The organism is Streptomyces filamentosus (assembly GCF_014654895.1).
Taxonomy (GTDB): domain Bacteria; phylum Actinomycetota; class Actinomycetes; order Streptomycetales; family Streptomycetaceae; genus Streptomyces; species Streptomyces filamentosus.
This window is the reverse complement of sequence record NZ_BNBE01000002.1, coordinates 873,380-890,288: the sequence shown is the minus strand read 5'-3', so window position 1 is coordinate 890,288 and position 16,909 is coordinate 873,380. Positions and strand designations below refer to the sequence as shown.

Here is a 16,909-nt window from a genome sequence, read left to right as displayed (position 1 = left end):
CGGACGCGGGGGAGGGGCATCATGACGGGCATGACCGAGAACGACCCGGCCGAGCCCGGCAACCCCTCGCAGCACCCCGACGTCACCGAGGCCATCGTCCGCGAACGGCGCCTCCACGACCCCGCCGTCCGCCTCTCCGCCCCGCTCGCCGAAGCCCTCTTCGACCCCGAGTTCGTCGAGATCGGCGCCTCCGGGCGGCGCTGGACGCACGCGGCGATGCTCGCCGCCCTGCCCACCCTCCACACGGACGACCAGGCCGGCTCCACCCCCATCACCGCCGACCGCTTCGAGGGCACCGTCCTCGCCCCCGGCATCGTCCACCTCACCTACGAGACCCGCATCGAGGGCCGCCACGCCCGCCGCTCGTCGATCTGGCGCCGCGACGCCACCGGCGAACTCCGGCTCTACTACCACCAGGGCACCCCGGTGCCGGACGGGACCGCTCACACGTAGGCGTCCGTCACGCAGTCCGCCGCGCAGCCGTGGTGGTGGAAGCGGCGGCGCAGCGCCGCCGCCGCGTGCGACCGCTCGACGTGCTCGTGCCCGTACCGCTCCCGCACCAGCCGCTCCACGTCCGCGACGGTCACGATCGCCGGCTCGCCCTCCCCGGCGGCGCGCCGGGCGGCGCCGATCGCCAGGTCGGCGGCGCGCGACAGGTCCCGCACATAGGCCCGGTGAGCCATCGTCAGGGCGCGGCGCCGGGAGTACGGCCGCACGGCCCGGCCCTTCCACACCGTTCCGGCCACGATCAGCGCGAGGCCCGGTCCGATCAGGAGCACCCCGCCCGCGATCTCCTTGGCGGTCCACTGCACCGGCCGTCGCCTCCCCCCGTGTCGGCCGTCGATTCTACGGCCGACACGGGGCCCGCCGCCGCGCGGTCACTGCTGCACGAGGTCGCCGTGCCGGTGGACCACCCGCCAGGCGCCGTCCTCGCGCCGGTACGCCTGGGTGGCCCGCAGGGTGTAGACGCGCCGCTCGCCGTCCACCGCCGCCGCGATGTGCTCGAAGGCCGCGGTGTAGGCGGCGTCGCCCACGACGTCGCAGCTCAGCACCTCGATGCGGTAGTCGGTGCAGTCGGAGAAGCGCCCGGCGAGCGCCGTGAACAGCGTGTCCACGTCCGCCTGTCCGACGCCGTTGTACCAGGCCCCGAGCAAGCTCACCGGCTCGCGGCGCGACCAGAGCGCCCGGCGCGGCGCCGGGTCCCCGTCGTGCAGCGCCCGTTCGGCGGCCTGGAGCTCGGTCCCGACCCACCTCAGGAAGTCGTCCCGGTCGGTCATGCCTTCATGATGCCCACGCCGCCCTGCGCCCCGCACCCGCTGGCGCCGGTTCCCGGCCCGCCGCTCAGAGACGGGGTACGGAGGCGGGGTCGGCCAGCACCGTCTGGCGGGCCAGGGCCACCGCGCCCGCCAGGGAGGCGTCGGCGCCGAGCACCCCGGGCAGCGGGGACGGCACGGGGGCCGCGCCCGCGCCCAGCGCCCGGCGGCCCGCGAGCCGGGACTCCAGGCCGCGCTCCAGCCAGGGGTGCCACTCGGCGAGGTAGCCGCCCAGCACCACGTCGTCCACGTCGAGGAGGCTCGTCACGGCGAGGACCGCCGCGCCCAGCACCTCTCCGGCGGCGTCCAGGGCCGCGAGGGCGCGCGGCTCCCCGGCGCGCAGCGCCCGCCCGAGCGCGGCGACCGCGGCCTCGGTGCCCTCCGCGGCGCGGGTCCCGGCGAGCCCGGCCGCGTCGGTCAGGGCCTCGGGGCCCAGGTAGAGGGCGAGGCAGCCGCGCGCCCCGCAGGCGCAGGGCGGCCCGTCGAGGGCGACCGGCATGTGGCCGGGCTCGCCCGCGACGCCGTGGCCGCCGGCCCGGATCCGGCCGTCCACCACGAGCCCGCCGCCCACGCCGGTGTCGGCCTTGAGGTACGCGACGGAGCCCGGCGCGCCGCCGCCGCGCCGCACGGTCAGCTCGCGGTACTCGGCGAGCGCGGCGAGGTTGGCGTCGTTGGCGAGGACCACGGGGCCGGCGGTCCCCCCGAGCCGTTCCCGCAGGAGGGCGGCGAGGTCCACGGGCCCCGGCCAGCCGAAGTCGGTGGAGAAGACCAGGCCGTCGGCGGTGACGGGGCCGGGCACGGCGAGGAAGGTCCCGGCGAGGTGGACCCCGGGCCGGGCGGCCCGGGCGGCGGCCGCGGTCCGGCGGACGGCGTCCGCGAGGGCGTCCGCGAGCGCCCCGGGGTCGCCGTCGGGGGTGGCGTGGGGCAGATCGGCGCGGTGGTCCGGCCGTCCGGCGAGGTCGGCGGCGGTCAGGTGGAGCCGCTCCCGGGTGACCCGCCCCGCGACGGCCGCGACCCGGCCGGGCACGGTCTCCAGGCGCTGCCGGGGCCGCCCGCGCCCGCCGCCGGGGGCGGACCCGGCCTCGCGGACGAGGCCCCGGCCGACGAGGTCGGCGGCGAGCGCGGTGAGGGAGCCGTGGGCGAGCCCGGTCGCGGCGGCGGTCTCGCCGCGCGAGGAGGGGCCGTGGTCGGCGAGGTGCCGCAGCACGCGGGAGAGGTTGTGCCGCCGCACGTCGGCGGGGGACTCGGGGGGCTCGGGGGCGGGGCGCACCCCTGGATTCTGCCCGAATCCCGCGGGGGAGGGCGGCCGGTCCGGCGGCGGACGCGGGGCGGGGCGGAGCGCCCGGGACCCCCCTGTGATGACTCGTGTCAGTGACGCGTGTCACCTTTTTTATTTCAGCCCTTGACGTAAATGGGGGAGGGCCCCGACGCTGGCCCTGTCACCCGCCCGCCCCGCGCGGCGACCCGCCCGCACGGCGGCACGCCCGCGCCGCGCGTACGGCCCGCGCGCCGTGCTCGCACCCCGCCGCCGTGCCTCACGCCGGGCCCGCACTCCGCCGCCGTGCCCGCCCCGCCGTACCGCACCCGCCCCAGGAGCCGCCCGATGACCTCCACCGGCCCCCTCGCCGACACCACCCGAGGCCCCGTCCGCGGTGAGCGCCGCGCCGACGGCACGTACCGCTTCCTCGGCATCCCCTACGCGCAGCCGCCCGTGGGGGAGCTGCGCTTCGCCGCCCCCGTGCCGCCCGAGCCGTGGACCGAGCCGCTGGACGCCACCGCCTACGGCCCGACCGCCCAGCGCCGCCCCTTCGCCGACGTGACCACCATCCCCGAGCCCACGATCCCGGGCGCGGGCACCCTCAACCTCAACGTCTTCACCCCCGACACCGCCCCCGCCGAGGGCCTCCCCGTCCTCGTCTGGATCCACGGCGGCGGCTACGTCGCCGGCTCCGCCGCCAGCCCCTGGTACGACGGCGCCGCCTTCAACCGCGACGGCGTCGTCCTCGTCTCCCTCGGCTACCGCCTCGGCATCGAGGGCTTCCTGCACCTGGAGGACGCCCCCGACAACCGTGGCGTCCGCGACTGGATCGCCGCCCTGGAATGGGTCCGCGACAACATCGCCTCCTTCGGCGGCGACCCCGCCAAGGTGACGATCGCCGGGCAGTCCGCCGGCGGCGGCGCCGTCCTCACCCTGCTCTCCGTCCCCTCGGCCCGCGGCCTCTTCCGCGGCGCGCTCGCCGTCTCCGGCGCCCTGCTCCGCCCCGACGGCCCACGGGCCGCCCGCGCCGCCGCCCGCCTGTTCACCGCCCGCACCGGGCTGCCCGCCACCGCCGAGGCCCTGCGCGACCTGGCCGACGACGAGATCCTCGCCCTCCAGGACCGGATCGCCGAGGACGGCCCCGACCGCGAGGGGCTGCCCCCGATGCTGGCCCTCGCCCCCTTCGCGGACGGCGAGCTCGTCCCCGTGCCACCCGCCGAGGCCCTCACCGCCGGCGACGCGGGCGCCGACGTCCCGCTCCTGCTCGGCTTCACCGCCGACGAGTTCTCGATGATCCCCGCACCGGACGGGGTGCCGCTCCCGGTCCTCCTCGGCGCCCTCGGCCTCGCCCCGGACCGCGCGGACGCGTTCGCCGCCGCCTACGCCGACGTGCCCGGCCACACCCTCTTCGGCCAGGCGATGACCGACGTCGTCTTCCGCGCCCCGAACCTCGCCGTCGCCGACGCCCGCGCGGCCCGCGAACGCCCCACCTGGCTCTACGAGTTCGCCTGGCGACCGCCCGTCGGCGGGCTCGCCACGCACTGCCTGGACCTGCCCTTCGCCTTCGACCGCCTGGACGCCGAGGGCGTCCCCGAGGCCGTGGGACCCACCCCGCCGCAGGCCCTCGCCGACGCCGTGCACCGCGCCTGGGTCGCCTTCGTCACGGACCAGGACCCGGGCGCCGACTGGCCCCGCTACACCCCGGCCGGGCGCGCCACGAAGGTCTGGGACGCCGTGCCGCGCGTCGCACACGACCCGCACGCCCACGTCCGCGACCTCTGGTCGGACTGATCCGGACTCCGCCGGGCCGGCACGGGGGACCGGCCCGGCGGACGCTCAGCCCTCGAAGCCGACCGTGCCGTCCGGCAGGACCGCCTCGACCCGCGCCCCGTGCTCGACGGTGCGGCTCACCGTGCAGAACTTCTCGTGGGTGAGCCGCACTCCGCGCGCGAACACCTCCGCCGCCTTCGGGTTGCTGTCGGGCAGGTCGAACTCGTAGCTGACCCGGATCCGGCCGATCCGTCCGTCGTCCTCGGGGCCCGCCACCGACTCGACCACGATCCGCAGGTCCTCGTGGTCCACCGCCCGCGCGGTCCGGTCGATCACCAGCCCGCCGCAGCCGCCCATCGCGGCCAGCAGCAGCTCCACCGGCGTGAACGACGGCTGGGCGCCGTCGTCGTCGGCGGCGGCCATCAGGACCTCCGCCCCCCGTTCGTTGCGGGCGGTCCACCGCCGGTATCCGGTGCGGACGGTCTCGACGCGGTAGTCGGCCATGGCAGGGTGCTCCTCGGGCTGGTCTCGGACGTGTGCCCCCGCAACGCTACGGCGCCCGGCGGCCCCGGCCCGGCAAGCACGTGCTTGAATGCCGCCCATGGAGACCGTGGAGCCGGTGGAGACGCACGGGGAGAACCCCGTCCGCATGTGGATCCTGCCCTTCCCGCCGGTCGAACCGGACTCCGAAGGAGCGGTCCTCGCCGTCGACCACCTCTCGGCCGATCCGGACAAGCGCATGGTCGGCGTCCTGCTGGGCAGGGGACACGAAGCGGGCGGGGAAGGGGTCTTCCTCCTCCTCCCCACCGACCTGACGGCCCGCTACCGGCGCACCGGGGACCGGCTGTCCGTCACCCTCCTCGCCCCCCGCTCCGTCGTCGCCGCCGACCTGGCCGGCCGGACCGACGGCCTGCGCGACCACCTCGACGCCCTCCCGGCCGACGCCCTCGACCCCGACCGCGTCGCCCTCCTCCACCGCGAGGCCGTCACCGGCTTCGTCCCCGCCACCTCGCCCGGCGGTGACGAGCGGCAGCCGGTCCTCCTGGTCGACCACGCCGGCGGCACCCCCGGTCCCGGCGACCTGACCGCCCTCTTCGAGGCGGGCGGGGCGAGCGTCGCGGTCGTCGCCGCGGAGTTCCCGGACGACGGCGTCCCCGGCTGAGTACCCCGTCCCCGGGGCGTGAGTACGCCGGCGGATCCGCCGGACGCCCGGCGCGGCTGGAATGGACCCATGAGCCTTCGCACCCCGCGCCGCCCCCGCCGCCTCCGCCGCGCCTCGGCCACCGGCACCGCCCTCGTGGCGGCGCTCGGCCCGGTCGTCGTCGGCGCGCTGATCGCCCGCTCGGTCGGCGGCGACCCGATGGTCTCGGTCAACGCCCTCATCGCGGGCGGCGGCCAGCGCGCCCGGCTCTCCCGCGACCAGCTGCGCTCCTGCCGGAGCCGCCTGACCGGCCGCCGGACCAGGACCACCCGCCGCGCCTCGGCCACCCCCCGGACCCGGACCGCCCGCCGGATCCTGGGCGTCCGCCGGACCCGGACCGCCCGCCGGACGCCGACCGTGCGCGGCCCGGGGACCGTGGACGGCTTGCGGACCGTGCGCGGCCTGCGGGCCGGGACCCGGTACGGGAACGGGGCCTCCGGAGCGGCTCCCGGGACCCCCGGCGCCCCGGCGAGCCCCGGCGCCACCGGCGCGGGGTCCCCCGGACGACGGACGTTCCGCCCCGGCCGCGCCCGGCGATGACCGCTGCCCCGCCCTCGGAGCCGTACCCCTCCCCTCACCACCCCGTGCGGCGTCGGTCGTGCCGGGCGCCCCCGCCACCTCCCCCTCCCCGCCATGGGTCGAAAACCGGCAGACCTGACCGAAACCGCCTCTGACCAGCGTGGTTCCCGTCCCCTTTCCTCGCCGAAGTGGCTTCGGGGCGCTCGGGGATGCGCGATGATCACCTCCGCACCCGAGAAGGACCGGGCCCCCGGGGCCGGTACGGCAGCGTCGAAAGGCACCCCCACATGGCCAGGCGGCATCCCGCGCAGGACGACGAACAGAGCCCTCCGCCCGCCGGGGCGTCCGGCATCGGCCGCCGCCGCTTCCTGGGCTACGTCCTGGCCGCGCCCACCCTCACCGTCGCCGCCCAGACCGGCGTCGAGGCCCTCGCGCCCGCCACGGCCGAGGCCGTCGTCCCCTCGCTGCCGGGACCGGCCGAACTCCTCGACCTCAACGACCTGCTGACCACGGCCGCCCTCCCGACCAGCGGCCTCATCACCATCCGCCTCGACCCCGACGGCACCGCCCACTTCGCGCTGCCGCGCGCCGAGGTCGGGCAGGGCGTCACCACCTCCTCGGCCATGCTCATCGCGGAGGAGCTGGACCTGCCGCTGGAGAAGGTGCGGGTCACCCTCGCCGACGCCCGACCCGAACTGCTCTTCAACCAGCTCACCGGCGGCTCCAACACCACCGTCTCCACCTACACCCCGATCCGGGTCGCCGCCGCCGTCGCCCGCGGCCGGCTGCTGCACGCCGCCTCCCTCGTCCTCGGGGAGGCCGTCTCCACCCTCACCACCAAGGCAGGCGCGGTCCTCTCCCCGGCCGGCGCGGTCCTCGGCTACGGCGAACTCGCCGCCCGCGCCGCCGCCGTGGCCGACACCGCCGTCGCGGTCGTCCTCAAGGACCGCGGGGAGTTCCGCGTCATCGGCACCCCCCGCGGCCGCCTCGACGCGCTCGACGCCGTCACTGGCCGCAAGAAGTTCGCCATGGACCTCCAGGTCGACGGCGCCCTGCCGACCATGGTGTGCCGGCCGCCCACCATCAACGGCACCGTCCGCTCCGTCGCCAACCAGGCCGCCGTCCGGGCCATGCCGGGCGTCACGGACGTCGTCACCGTCTCCACCGGCGTCGCCGTCCGCGCCCGCACCTTCGGCCAGTGCGTGGACGCGGTCCGCGCCCTCGTCGTCGACTGGGCACCCGGCACCGCCGAGGGCGCCACCGACGCCACCGTCCTCGCCGAGCTGCGCCGGGCCGAACTCCCGCTCGTCGTCCCGCCGCTGCCGCTGCTCACCAAGGCCGTCGACGCCCGCTTCACCTTCCACTTCGCCAGCAACGCGGCCCTGGAGACCAACTGCGCCATCGCGGACGTCCGCCCGGACTCCGCCGAGATCTGGGGCTCGCTGAAGGCCCCGATCGTGGCGCAGGAGCAGATCGCGCTCCGGCTCGGCCTGCCGGTATCCGCGGTGAAGGTGCACGTCACCGAGGGCGGCGGCTCCTTCGGCCGCAAGCTCTTCCACGACGCCGCCCACGAGGCCGCCGAGATCTCGCACAGGCTCGGCAAGCCGGTGAAGCTGATGTGGCACCGCACCGACGACTTCCGGCAGGGCCGTACGCACCCCATGTCGACCTCGCGGGTCCGCGCCACCTACGCGCTCGGCGAGGTCCTCACGTACGAGCAGCGGCACACCTCGGTCGCCACCGACTTCGGCCACGGCATCGGCGAGGTCCTGACGGCGGAGGCGGCCCGGCTGCCGGTCGCGGACCTCACCTTCTCCGAGACGATGTTCCAGCTCACCCAGATCAGCCCCTACCACCTCGGCGTCACCACCCAGCTCCTCGCCGAGACCGACAAGGGCTACAACACGGGCTCGATGCGGAACATCTACTCGCCCGATGTGCGCACCGCCCAGGAACTCGTCCTCGACGAGCTGGCCCGGCAGCTGGGGGAGGACGCCCACGCGCTGCGCCGCCGCCTGACGAAGGAGCCGCGGGCCCGCGCCGTCCTCGACAAGGTCGCCGAACTCGGCCGGTGGGGCAGGCCGATGGCCCCCGGCACCGCGCAGGGCATCGCCCTGCACCCCGAGTACCACTCGTACGTGGCGGTGCTCGCCGAGATCGACTGCCGGCCCGCCACCACGGGCCGCACGGTCCCGAACGCGTACACCGGCCCCCGGGTCACCAAGGTGGTCTGCGCCGTCGACGTCGGCGTCGCCGTCAACCCGAAGGGGCTGGAGGCGCAGATGATGGGCGGGATCTCCGACGGCATCGCCCTCGCCCTCACCTCCGGACTGCACCTGAAGGACGGCGCCTTCCTGGAGAGCAGCTGGGACAACTACTTCTACACCCGGCAGTGGAACACCCCGCCGGAGCTGGAGATCGTCGTCATGCCGTCGAACGGCGACGAGCCGGGCGGGGCCGGCGAGCTGGCCGTCGCGGCGGCCATGGCCGCCGTCGCCTGCGCCTACGGCCGGGCGACCGGCACCATGCCGACCGTCTTCCCGGTCAACCACGGCGCGCCGCTGCCCTTCACCCCCGCCCCGGCCGTCCCGCCGATCCCCGCCTCCCCGACCGACGGCCGCGACCGCGTCCTCTGAACCTCCGGAGCCTCTCCGTGCCCCAGCACACCTTCATCCTCAACGGCAAGGCCGTCACCGCCGAGGTCGAGTCCGACGTGCGGCTCCTGTGGGTCCTCAGGGACGTCCTCGGCGTCACCGGACCCAAGTACGGCTGCGGGGTCGGCGTCTGCCGGGCCTGCACGAGCCACCTCAACGGCAGGGCGTTCACGCCCTGCGCCGTGCCCGTCGGCGAGCTCGCGGCCGACGACGAGGTCACCACCATCGAGGGCCTGCCCGACACGGTCGGCGCCGAGCTGCACCCCATGCAGGAGGCGTGGCTCGACCTCGACGTCGCCCAGTGCGGCTACTGCCAGCCCGGACAGATCATGGCGGCCGTGGACGCGGTCCGCCGGGCCCGCGAGGCGGGCCGCGAGGTCACCGAGGCCGACCTCGACGAGCTGCGCAACATCTGCCGCTGCGGCACCTACCACCGCATCCGGCAGGCGGTCGTGGAAGGGGCCCGGCGCATGCCGTGACGCGAACCACGTCGTCCTTTGCGGGACCCGGACGTCCGAAGGCCCCCGTCGCGAGCGCGGCGGGGGCCTTCGGCGGGAGCGGTCAGACGGCGGGCGGCACCCGCGACGGGCGGCCGGATCCCCTGGTGAGGGCGTATCCGCCGATGCCCGCGAGCGCGGCGAGGACACCGCCGGCCGCGGTCCAGATCCAGCGGTCGGACCACCAGCCGGAGGACCAGCCGTCCTCCGGCGCGGCGGCCTCCACCGCGGTGCGGCGCCCGGCCTCCTCGTCGGCCTGCGCCAGTTCGGCGGTGGTCGCGCCCGGCACCAGCGGCACGGCGAGCGCCCCGTCGGTGGCGTACGCGCCGCCCTCGTCAAAGACGCCGACGCCGACGCGGGCCGAGAAGGGCTGCCCCAGGTCCTCCTCGGGCAGCCCGGTGACGGTCAGCCGGACGTAGTAGCTGCCCGGCAGCGGCTCGTTCGACCAGGCGTCGGCGGAGGACCGCACCGGCCGCAGCACACAGGCCAGTTCCAGTGAGCCGGTGTCCTTCGCCGCGGTCCGGGACTGGGCGCCGTACATGCACGGCTGGCGGCGCCGCAGCCCGTCGTACACGTCGACCCGCCAGGTGGCCGCGCCGTGCCGCCGGGCGCTCTCCGGCAGCGTCACCGTGGCCTTCACGGTGGGCCGCTCACCGGTGTCGGCGGGGAACACCCAGTACAGGTAGTCGCCCGTCGACGCCTGCGCGGTGGCCTCCTGGCCGGGCCGGAAGGCGGCGGCGGTGCGGAAGGAGGTGCCGGCCTCCGTGGGGCCCGCGCTCGGGTTGGCGGACGGGGTGGGCGTGTCGGCGAGGGCGCCGGACGCGGCCGGGCCGAGCAGGGCCGCGCCGGCCAGCGCGGCCGCCGCGAGCATCCGTACGGTACGCATCAGTGGGTCCTCCAGACGGCGAAGCGCCAGCGGGACAGCCAGCCCCAGATCAGACCGGCCAGGAAGCCGGCGAGCACCAGCGCGCCGAGCAGCCACCAGCCGCGGCCGAGCCCGAAGGAGGCCACGTCCGAGGCGCTCGCCGGGCCGTCGACGACGTCCACGGTCAGCTCGACCGGCATGCCGGGCGTGGTCTTCACCGACGGGGGCGCGGAGAAGGAGTTGCTGACCTGGAGGCAGACGGTCTCGGCGGCCGGCTTGCCGTCGCCGTCCTCGTCCGCGTCGTCGGTCTCGGCCTTCGGGTAGCGCAGTCCGGTCGAGATGACGTCGGTGCGGCCGTCGCCGGCCTCCGAGCCGCGCGTGATCTCCCGGCCGTGCTGGGTCACGGCCCGCAGCAGCACGCCGTAGTCGTCGTTCACGGCCCGGTCGGAGGAGATGCTGACGGAGGCGCGCAGCTCCTGGCCGGGCAGCAGGTCGACCTTGTACCAGCGGTGCTCGCCGAAGGTCTCGCGGTCGGTGTAGAGGCCGGGCTTGAGCTGCGGGGCGTCGGCGCACTGCCGGGTGCCCTCGGTGGCGACCGGGGTCACCACCGGGTCGGCCGCGCGGTCCACCAACTGGCGGACCCTGCGGGAGAGGTCCTCGGTGCGGTGCACGGAGGTGTACGTGCCGCCGGTGGCCTCGGCGATGCAGGTGAGCTGCTGCCGGGTCTTGGCGTTCGGCACCAGGCCCAGGGTGTCGATCACGAGGTGGATGCCCTTGGCGGCGATCTCGCGGGCTATCTGGCACGGGTCGACGCCGCAGGTGTCCTCGCCGTCGGTGATGAGGACGATCCGCTTGGTCGCGCCGTCCTCGCCGAGGTCCTTGGCGGCCTCGGTCAGCGCCGGGCCGATCGGGGTCCACCCGGTGGGGGCGAGGGTGGCGACGGCGGTCTTGGCCTCGGTGCGGTCGAGCGGCCCGACCGGGTACAGCTGCCGGGTGTCCTTGCAGCCGCGCTTGCGGTCGTTGCCGGGGTAGTCGGCGCCGAGGGTGCGGATGCCGAGCCGGACCTCCTCCGGCACCGCGTCCAGGACTTCGTTGAACGCCTGCTTGGCGGCGCTCATCCGGGACTTGCCGTCGATGTCCTCGGCCCGCATGGAGCCGCTGACGTCGAGGACCAGCTCGACCTTGGGGGATTCCTGCGCCGGCGGCGCGTCGGCGGACGCACTCGCCGGCAGCAGTGCGGCGGTCAGGGCGACGAGCAGCGCACAGGCCCCGGTCGCCAGCCGTTTTCTCGTGATCATCGGCGGATCGTATTGAGGATCGTCCGACAAACCAAAACCGGGGCCGGTTTCCCGCCGGAGGGGGAGCCCGGCCCCGGGAGGTGACGGACTACCAGATCGCCTCGACCCACTCCGGGTGGTCGATGAACGGGTTCCGGTTGCCCTGGTAGGTCGAGAAGACGATGTCGTTGCGGCGCTCCTCGAAGGCGCTCGGCGGATCCTGCTCGTTCCACTGCTTCAGGACCGAGAGCCGGCCGTGGTACGGCACGCTGCCGTTGCTGGTCGATTCGTTGGGCTCCAGGTTCGGCCAGCCGTCGCCGCCCTCGTACCGCACGGCCATGTAGAGGATCATGCGGGCCACGTCGCCCTTGTCGGCGTCGCGCGGCTCGAAGGAGTCGGAGTCGGTGTAGCTGCCGGGGGCGCCGCTCACCGCGCTGCCGCCGTTGTCGAAGTCCTTGTTGCCGCGGGTGCTGTTGACCTGGACGTCGCAGGCGCGCAGGTGGTGCAGGTCGGTGCCGGGGCCGGCCGAGGTGCCGAAGTTCCCGTGCGACTGGGCCCAGGTGTGCTCGCGGTTCCAGTTGCCGACCGAGCCGCCGTTGAGGCTCTTGCTGCGCGAGGCGCCGCTGTAGAGGAGCAGGACGTTGGCGGTGTTGTTCGGGTCCTGGTCGAGGGTCTTGAGGGCGTTCCAGACCGCGTCGTACGAGATCTTGCTCTGGCTGCTGATGATGGTGTGCAGCGAGGACTTGAGGCTCGTGCCCGTCTTGCCGATCGCGTTCTTGTAGTACGTGGCGTCGTACGCGGTCGTGGTGGCGGCGGCGGGCGTCGCGGTGACCGCGGGGAGGGTGAGTCCGGCGAGGGCGGCGGGCAGCACCGCCCAGACCTTCCAACTGCGTATCCGTGCAACCGACATGGGGGGCCCTTTCCCGGGGACGGGCACGCGGGCGAACGCCGCGCCGGGGGTGGGGGCACGGCGTTCTACGCGTGTTGACTTCGTGTCATCCGGGAGAGTGGCACGCGCGACGGGGTTGTCGTGTTACGGACAAGAAGCCATTCGGTGACGTTCTCGCATACGGCGCGACCACGTGCGGGCGCTCCGCGTCGCTTCCGCCTCAGGCGCCCCTGACGTCCACCGGCATCCCCTTCGGCTCCTTGATCCGCTTCATGATGATCTGCGAGTTCACCTCGGTCACCCCGGCCAGCGCCGTCAGCTGCTCGATCCACAGCCGCTCGTACGCCGAGAGGTCCGCCACCGCGATCCGCAGCAGACAGCCCGGACTGCCGAAGAGCCGGTACGCCTCGATCACGTCCGGGATCGACTGGAGCGCCTCCTCGAACGCCTCCACCGTCTCCCGGTCCCGCTTCACCTCGACCGAGACCAGCACCTCGAAGCCCCGTCCGACCGCCTCCGGGTCGATGACCGCCCGGTACCCCCGGATCACCCCGTCCTGCTCCAGCTGGCGCACCCGGCGCAGACAGGGGGAGGGGCTCAGGCCGACCCGCTGGGCCAGCTCCTGGTTGCTCAGCCGGCCGTCCTGCTGGAGCTCGCGCAAGATGTGGAGATCGATTCGGTCCATGACGCGATTATCTGCCACGATGAAACATTTCTGCGGCCATATTGGCAATCGACTGCTCCCTCTTCTGGCCTACCGTTGCCAGGGGGAGTGCGTCATCGGGGCGGCACCCCGGACCGGCACACGGAGAGGCGGCGGACATGCAGCGGAAGAACGACGGAACCCCCCGCCGGATCGTCGTCGTCAGCACCGGCGGCACCATCGCCAGCCGCTGGCAGGGCACCGGCTACGTCGCGGACGCCTCCGGCGACGCCGTCCTCGCCACCGCCCCGCTCCCCGAGGGCGTGAGCGTCGAGGTCGTCGACCTCTTCAACGTCAACAGCTCGCGCCTCACCGCGGCCCACCAGCTCGCGCTGCTCCGCACGGTCCACGAGGTCCTCGCGGACCCCGGCGTCGACGGGATCGTCGTCACCCACGGCACCGACACCCTGGAGGAGACCGCCTTCCTCCTGGACCTCCACCACGAGGATCCCCGCCCGGTCGTCCTCACCGGCGCCCAGCGCCCCTTCGGCACCGGCGACGGTGACGGCCCCGGCAACCTGTACGACGCGCTCCAGGTCGCCGCCACCGTCCGCGAACTCGGCGTCCTCGTCGTCTTCGACGGCCGCGTCCACGCCGCCCGCGGCACGGTCAAGGTCCGCACCCTGGCCGCCGACGCCTTCGCCGACCCCTCGGCCGAGCGCCTGGGGAAGGTCGGCTTCTCCCGCGTGGACATCGAGCGCCTCCCCGAGCGGCCGGCCGTCCTCCCGCTGCCGTCCGCCGCCCGCACCGCCGACCCGGACGCCGCCGGCGGCCCCGCGCTGCCCCGCGTGGACGTCGTCTTCCACCACACCGACGGCGACCGCCTGCACTTCGACGCGGCCCTCGCCGCCGGGGCCCGGGGCATCGTCCTCGTCGCCACCGGCGCGGGCAACGCCACCCCGGAGATCGCCGAGGCCGTCGCCGAGGCCACCGCCCGGGGCGTCCTCGTCGCCGTCACCACCCGCGTCCCCTCCGGGCCGCTCGCCGAGATCTACGCCGGCGGCGGCGCCGTCGACCTGGTGGCGGCCGGCGCCCTGCTCACCGGCACCCTCCGGGCCGGCCAGGCCCGCATCGCCGTCCTGGCCGCGCTGCTCGCCGAGACCCACGGCGACGACCCGGCCCGCCGCACCGCCCTCCTCCGCCGTCTCCTCGAAGGTCCGGTCCGCGCCGCGCCCGCCCTCGCCACCGGCGCCTCCCGCGAGGCCGCGCCGGTCCCGGCCCGCGCCTGACGGCCCCGGCGGGCCCCACCGCCCGCCCCCCCGACACCGGCTCGCGGGCGTCGACGCCCCCTCCTCCGCCCGCGAGCCGGAAACGACCCGCCGCGGCCCGGCCGCTCCCGGTACGGTGACGGACCCCGCGTCCGCCCGCCCACCCCGGAGCCCCCGTGTCCCCAGCCGCCGACGTCACCGAACAGGCCCACCGCGTCGTCCGGATCGTCCGCGAGGTCCTCGGCGGCCCGGCCGTGCGCGCCGCCTGCGTCCACGGCTCCGCCGTCCTCGGCGGGCCGCGCCCCACCAGCGACGTCGAGGTCCTGGCCGTCCTGGACCGCCGCACCACCACCGCCGAGCGCCGGGCGCTCACCGACGCCCTCCTCGCCGTCTCCGGCGCGCGGGCGCACGGGGGCCCCGCCCGGCCCGTGGAGCTGAGCCTGGTCGTCCACGCCGACGTCCGCCCCTGGCGGTACCCGCCGGTCTGCGAGTACCTCTACGGCGAGTGGCTGCGCGACGACTTCGAGGCCGGACTCACCCCCGACCCCGCCCCCTGCCCCGACCTGGCCCCGCTGATCACGATGGCCCGCGCGGGAGACGTGTCCCTCCTCGGCCCGCGGCCGTCCGAGCTCTTCGACCCGGTCCCCGAGGCCGACCTGCGGGCCGCGATCGTCGCGGGCGTACCCGGACTCCTCGCCGACCTCGACGGCGACACCCGCAACGTCCTGCTGACCCTGGCCCGGATCCTCACCACCCTGCGCACCGGCCGGATCCGGTCGAAGGACGGGGCCGCGGCGGCGCTGCTGCCGGAGCTGCCGGAGGAGCACCGGCCGGTGCTCGCCGCCGCCCGGGCCCAGTACCTGGCGGGGGAGCACGGCGACTGGACGGACGCGCTGCCCGCCGCCCGGGCCCACGCGGCACACGTCGCCGGGGCGATCAAGAGGGCGTATCAGGACTGAAGTTACCCGTCGGTTTCTCGTGACTTCCACGGCGCCCGGTCGTAGAACGTGTTCCCATTCGCTTCCGAGTGAGGAAGATCACATGAGTGAACACTCCCCGTCCTCCCAGGGAATTCCCGGAACCAGCCGCCGCCGCTTCCTGACCGGAACGGGTTCCCTCCTCGGCGGCGCGGCCCTCGCCGGCGCCTTCGCCGCCCCCGCCCGCGCCGAGGTCCCCGGCCTGGACGTCCGTCCCATCCCCGACGGCTCCCAGGTCCGCGCCCTCGTCGTCGGCACCGGCTACGGCGGCTCCGTCGCCGCCCTCCGGCTCGCCCGCGCCGGCGTCGACGTCCACATGATCGAGATGGGCACGGCGTGGGACACCGCCGGTCCCGACGGCAAGATCTTCGCCAACACCACCACGCCCGACTACCGCTCCTTCTGGCTGCGCACCCGCACCAAGCAGCCGCTGAGCCAGTTCCTCGGCTTCCCCCTCGACAAGGACGTGCCCCGGTACACCGGCATCCTCGATGCCGAGGACTTCGCCGGCATCACCGTCTACCAGGGCCGCGGCATCGGCGGCGGCTCCCTAGTCAACGGCGGCATGGCCGTCACCCCGCTCCGCGAGCGCTTCCCCGAGATCCTCCCCACCGTCGACCCGGCCGAGATGTACGCCACGTACTACCCGCGCGCCAACGCGGGCCTGGGCGTCACCTCCGTGGACACCGCCTGGTGGGAGAGCACCGATGCCTACCAGTACGCCCGCGTCGGCCGCAAGCACGCCCAGCGCTCCGGCTTCCCCTTCGTCTTCGTCCCGAACGTCTACGACTGGGACTACATGAAGCAGGAGGCCGCCGGGGCCGTGCCGAAGTCCGCCCTGGCGGGCGAGGTCATCTACGGCAACAACCACGGCAAGAAGAGCCTCCAGAAGACCTACCTCGCCCAGGCCGCCGCCACCGGCCGGGTCACCGTCTCCGCCCTCCACCGGGTCACCTCGGTCACCCCGGCCGCCGCCGGCGGCTACACGGTCGCCATCGACCAGATCGACACCACCGGCGCCGTCCTCGCCTCCAAGACCGTCCGCGCCGACCGGGTGTTCTTCGCCGCCGGCAGCGTCGGCACCAGCAAGCTCCTCACCCGCCTGAAGGCCACCGGCGCGCTGCCCGCCCTCAACGAGCACATCGGCAAGGGCTGGGGCGACAACGGCAACGTCATGTGCGGCCGGGCGAACCACATGTGGGACCCCACCGGCAAGCTCCAGTCGGCCATGCCCACCGCCGGCATCGACAACTGGGACGCGGGCGGCGCCTTCGCCGAGGTCGCCCCGCTGCCCACCGGCATCGAGACCTACGCCTCCTTCTACCTCTCCATCACCCGCACCCCGCGCCGTGCCGAGTTCACCTGGAACCCGGCCACCGGCCGGGTCGACCTCAGCTGGGACCGGGCCTGGAAGCAGACCTCCGTCGACATGGCGAAGTCCATCTTCGACAAGATCAACGCCAAGGAGGGGACGGTCTACCGCAGCGACCTCTTCGGCGCCTACAAGATCTGGGGCGACCACCTCACCTACCACCCGCTCGGCGGCGCCGTCCTCGACCGGGCCACCGACAACCACGGCCGCCTCCACGGCTACCGGGGCCTCTACGTCATCGACGGCTCCCTCGTCCCCGGCAACACCAGCGTCAACCCCTTCGTCACCATCACCGCCCTCGCCGAGCGCAACATCGAGCGCATCGTCGCCGAGGACTTCTGAGCGCGACCGGGAGCGTGCGAAGGGGCCGGCCGGTTCGCGAACCGGCCGGCCCCTCCGCACGCTC

Annotated in this window: 17 protein-coding genes; 9 read left to right on the top strand and 8 right to left on the bottom strand. The window is 75.3% G+C overall.

Annotated elements, in window-relative coordinates; all coding sequences use genetic code 11:
* The first annotated feature begins 30 nt into the window (after window positions 1–30).
* Entirely contained in the window at window positions 31–453 is a 423-nt protein-coding gene (locus IE326_RS22945; protein WP_150226621.1) for a nuclear transport factor 2 family protein, read from the top strand.
* Here the strand turns inward: IE326_RS22945 and IE326_RS22940 are convergent.
* The 3 genes from IE326_RS22940 to IE326_RS22930 form a co-directional block, all read right to left on the bottom strand.
* Window positions 444–812, bottom strand: a complete 369-nt coding sequence (locus tag IE326_RS22940) for a hypothetical protein (RefSeq protein ID WP_229915576.1) — start codon at window positions 810–812, stop codon at window positions 444–446. The two genes, IE326_RS22945 and IE326_RS22940, sit on opposite strands and share 10 nt — an antisense overlap.
* Before the next feature lie 66 nt (window positions 813–878).
* The gene (locus IE326_RS22935) at window positions 879–1,277 is read right to left on the bottom strand and encodes a nuclear transport factor 2 family protein (RefSeq protein ID WP_150226620.1); all 399 of its coding nucleotides are present in this window, start codon (window positions 1,275–1,277) and stop codon (window positions 879–881) included.
* Window positions 1,278–1,341: 64 nt separating this feature from the next.
* Window positions 1,342–2,583 carry an ROK family transcriptional regulator gene (locus IE326_RS22930; protein ID WP_190042838.1) on the bottom strand — a complete coding sequence of 414 codons (1,242 nt, stop codon included), beginning with the start codon at window positions 2,581–2,583 and terminating at the stop codon, window positions 1,342–1,344.
* Between the two features lie 333 nt (window positions 2,584–2,916).
* On the opposite strand from IE326_RS22930, the gene IE326_RS22925 reads away from it, so the two are divergent.
* Window positions 2,917–4,362: a carboxylesterase/lipase family protein gene (locus IE326_RS22925; RefSeq protein ID WP_190042837.1), complete on the top strand. Its 1,446-nt coding sequence runs from the start codon at window positions 2,917–2,919 to the stop codon at window positions 4,360–4,362.
* A 45-nt stretch (window positions 4,363–4,407) separates the two neighbouring features.
* On the opposite strand, the gene IE326_RS22920 is transcribed toward IE326_RS22925, so the two are convergent.
* Window positions 4,408–4,845: an OsmC family protein gene (locus IE326_RS22920; protein ID WP_190042836.1), complete on the bottom strand. Its 438-nt coding sequence runs from the start codon at window positions 4,843–4,845 to the stop codon at window positions 4,408–4,410.
* Window positions 4,846–4,942: 97 nt separating this feature from the next.
* On the opposite strand from IE326_RS22920, the gene IE326_RS22915 reads away from it, so the two are divergent.
* The 4 genes from IE326_RS22915 to IE326_RS22900 all read left to right on the top strand — a co-directional run bounded on the left by IE326_RS22915 (window position 4,943) and on the right by IE326_RS22900 (window position 9,194).
* Window positions 4,943–5,503 (top strand): hypothetical protein, encoded by a 561-nt coding sequence (locus IE326_RS22915; RefSeq protein ID WP_190042835.1) that lies wholly within the window; start codon window positions 4,943–4,945, stop codon window positions 5,501–5,503.
* 69 nt (window positions 5,504–5,572) lie between these two features.
* Complete coding sequence (locus IE326_RS22910; RefSeq protein ID WP_190042834.1) at window positions 5,573–6,082, top strand: hypothetical protein; 510 nt, start codon at window positions 5,573–5,575, stop codon at window positions 6,080–6,082.
* Between the two features lie 266 nt (window positions 6,083–6,348).
* Window positions 6,349–8,697, top strand: coding sequence for a molybdopterin cofactor-binding domain-containing protein (locus IE326_RS22905; protein ID WP_190042833.1), 2,349 nt, complete (start codon window positions 6,349–6,351; stop codon window positions 8,695–8,697).
* 17 nt (window positions 8,698–8,714) lie between these two features.
* Entirely contained in the window at window positions 8,715–9,194 is a 480-nt protein-coding gene (locus IE326_RS22900) for a (2Fe-2S)-binding protein (RefSeq protein ID WP_150226615.1), read from the top strand.
* Window positions 9,195–9,276: 82 nt separating this feature from the next.
* On the opposite strand, the gene IE326_RS22895 is transcribed toward IE326_RS22900, so the two are convergent.
* From IE326_RS22895 to IE326_RS22880, 4 genes are all read right to left on the bottom strand, one after another.
* Window positions 9,277–10,098 carry a hypothetical protein gene (locus IE326_RS22895; protein ID WP_190042832.1) on the bottom strand — a complete coding sequence of 274 codons (822 nt, stop codon included), beginning with the start codon at window positions 10,096–10,098 and terminating at the stop codon, window positions 9,277–9,279.
* The gene (locus IE326_RS22890; protein WP_150226614.1) at window positions 10,098–11,375 is read right to left on the bottom strand and encodes a VWA domain-containing protein; all 1,278 of its coding nucleotides are present in this window, start codon (window positions 11,373–11,375) and stop codon (window positions 10,098–10,100) included. Before IE326_RS22890 ends, IE326_RS22895 begins: the two co-directional genes overlap by 1 nt.
* An 88-nt stretch (window positions 11,376–11,463) precedes the next feature.
* Window positions 11,464–12,264 (bottom strand): endonuclease I family protein, encoded by an 801-nt coding sequence (locus IE326_RS22885; RefSeq protein ID WP_190042831.1) that lies wholly within the window; start codon window positions 12,262–12,264, stop codon window positions 11,464–11,466.
* A 199-nt stretch (window positions 12,265–12,463) separates the two neighbouring features.
* Window positions 12,464–12,928 carry an Lrp/AsnC family transcriptional regulator gene (locus IE326_RS22880; protein WP_030755541.1) on the bottom strand — a complete coding sequence of 155 codons (465 nt, stop codon included), beginning with the start codon at window positions 12,926–12,928 and terminating at the stop codon, window positions 12,464–12,466.
* Between the two features lie 137 nt (window positions 12,929–13,065).
* On the opposite strand from IE326_RS22880, the gene IE326_RS22875 reads away from it, so the two are divergent.
* The 3 genes from IE326_RS22875 to IE326_RS22865 all read left to right on the top strand — a co-directional run bounded on the left by IE326_RS22875 (window position 13,066) and on the right by IE326_RS22865 (window position 16,845).
* Window positions 13,066–14,175 carry an asparaginase gene (locus tag IE326_RS22875; RefSeq protein ID WP_150226612.1) on the top strand — a complete coding sequence of 370 codons (1,110 nt, stop codon included), beginning with the start codon at window positions 13,066–13,068 and terminating at the stop codon, window positions 14,173–14,175.
* Between the two features lie 155 nt (window positions 14,176–14,330).
* A complete protein-coding gene (locus tag IE326_RS22870; protein ID WP_190042830.1) occupies window positions 14,331–15,113 on the top strand; it encodes an aminoglycoside adenylyltransferase family protein in 783 nt (260 codons plus the stop codon).
* 82 nt (window positions 15,114–15,195) lie between these two features.
* A complete protein-coding gene (locus IE326_RS22865; RefSeq protein ID WP_190042829.1) occupies window positions 15,196–16,845 on the top strand; it encodes a GMC oxidoreductase in 1,650 nt (549 codons plus the stop codon).
* Window positions 16,846–16,909: the final 64 nt, after the last annotated feature.

Coding starts and splice junctions, on each gene's coding strand:
- IE326_RS22945 (WP_150226621.1), top strand. CDS start 31: ATGACCGAGAACGACCCGGCCGAGCCCGGCAACCCCTCGCAGCACCCC.
- IE326_RS22935 (WP_150226620.1), bottom strand. CDS start 1,277: ATGACCGACCGGGACGACTTCCTGAGGTGGGTCGGGACCGAGCTCCAG.
- IE326_RS22925 (WP_190042837.1), top strand. CDS start 2,917: ATGACCTCCACCGGCCCCCTCGCCGACACCACCCGAGGCCCCGTCCGC.
- IE326_RS22920 (WP_190042836.1), bottom strand. CDS start 4,845: ATGGCCGACTACCGCGTCGAGACCGTCCGCACCGGATACCGGCGGTGG.
- IE326_RS22915 (WP_190042835.1), top strand. CDS start 4,943: ATGGAGACCGTGGAGCCGGTGGAGACGCACGGGGAGAACCCCGTCCGC.
- IE326_RS22910 (WP_190042834.1), top strand. CDS start 5,573: ATGAGCCTTCGCACCCCGCGCCGCCCCCGCCGCCTCCGCCGCGCCTCG.
- IE326_RS22905 (WP_190042833.1), top strand. CDS start 6,349: ATGGCCAGGCGGCATCCCGCGCAGGACGACGAACAGAGCCCTCCGCCC.
- IE326_RS22895 (WP_190042832.1), bottom strand. CDS start 10,098: ATGCGTACCGTACGGATGCTCGCGGCGGCCGCGCTGGCCGGCGCGGCC.
- IE326_RS22890 (WP_150226614.1), bottom strand. CDS start 11,375: ATGATCACGAGAAAACGGCTGGCGACCGGGGCCTGTGCGCTGCTCGTC.
- IE326_RS22885 (WP_190042831.1), bottom strand. CDS start 12,264: ATGTCGGTTGCACGGATACGCAGTTGGAAGGTCTGGGCGGTGCTGCCC.
- IE326_RS22880 (WP_030755541.1), bottom strand. CDS start 12,928: ATGGACCGAATCGATCTCCACATCTTGCGCGAGCTCCAGCAGGACGGC.
- IE326_RS22875 (WP_150226612.1), top strand. CDS start 13,066: ATGCAGCGGAAGAACGACGGAACCCCCCGCCGGATCGTCGTCGTCAGC.
- IE326_RS22865 (WP_190042829.1), top strand. CDS start 15,196: ATGAGTGAACACTCCCCGTCCTCCCAGGGAATTCCCGGAACCAGCCGC.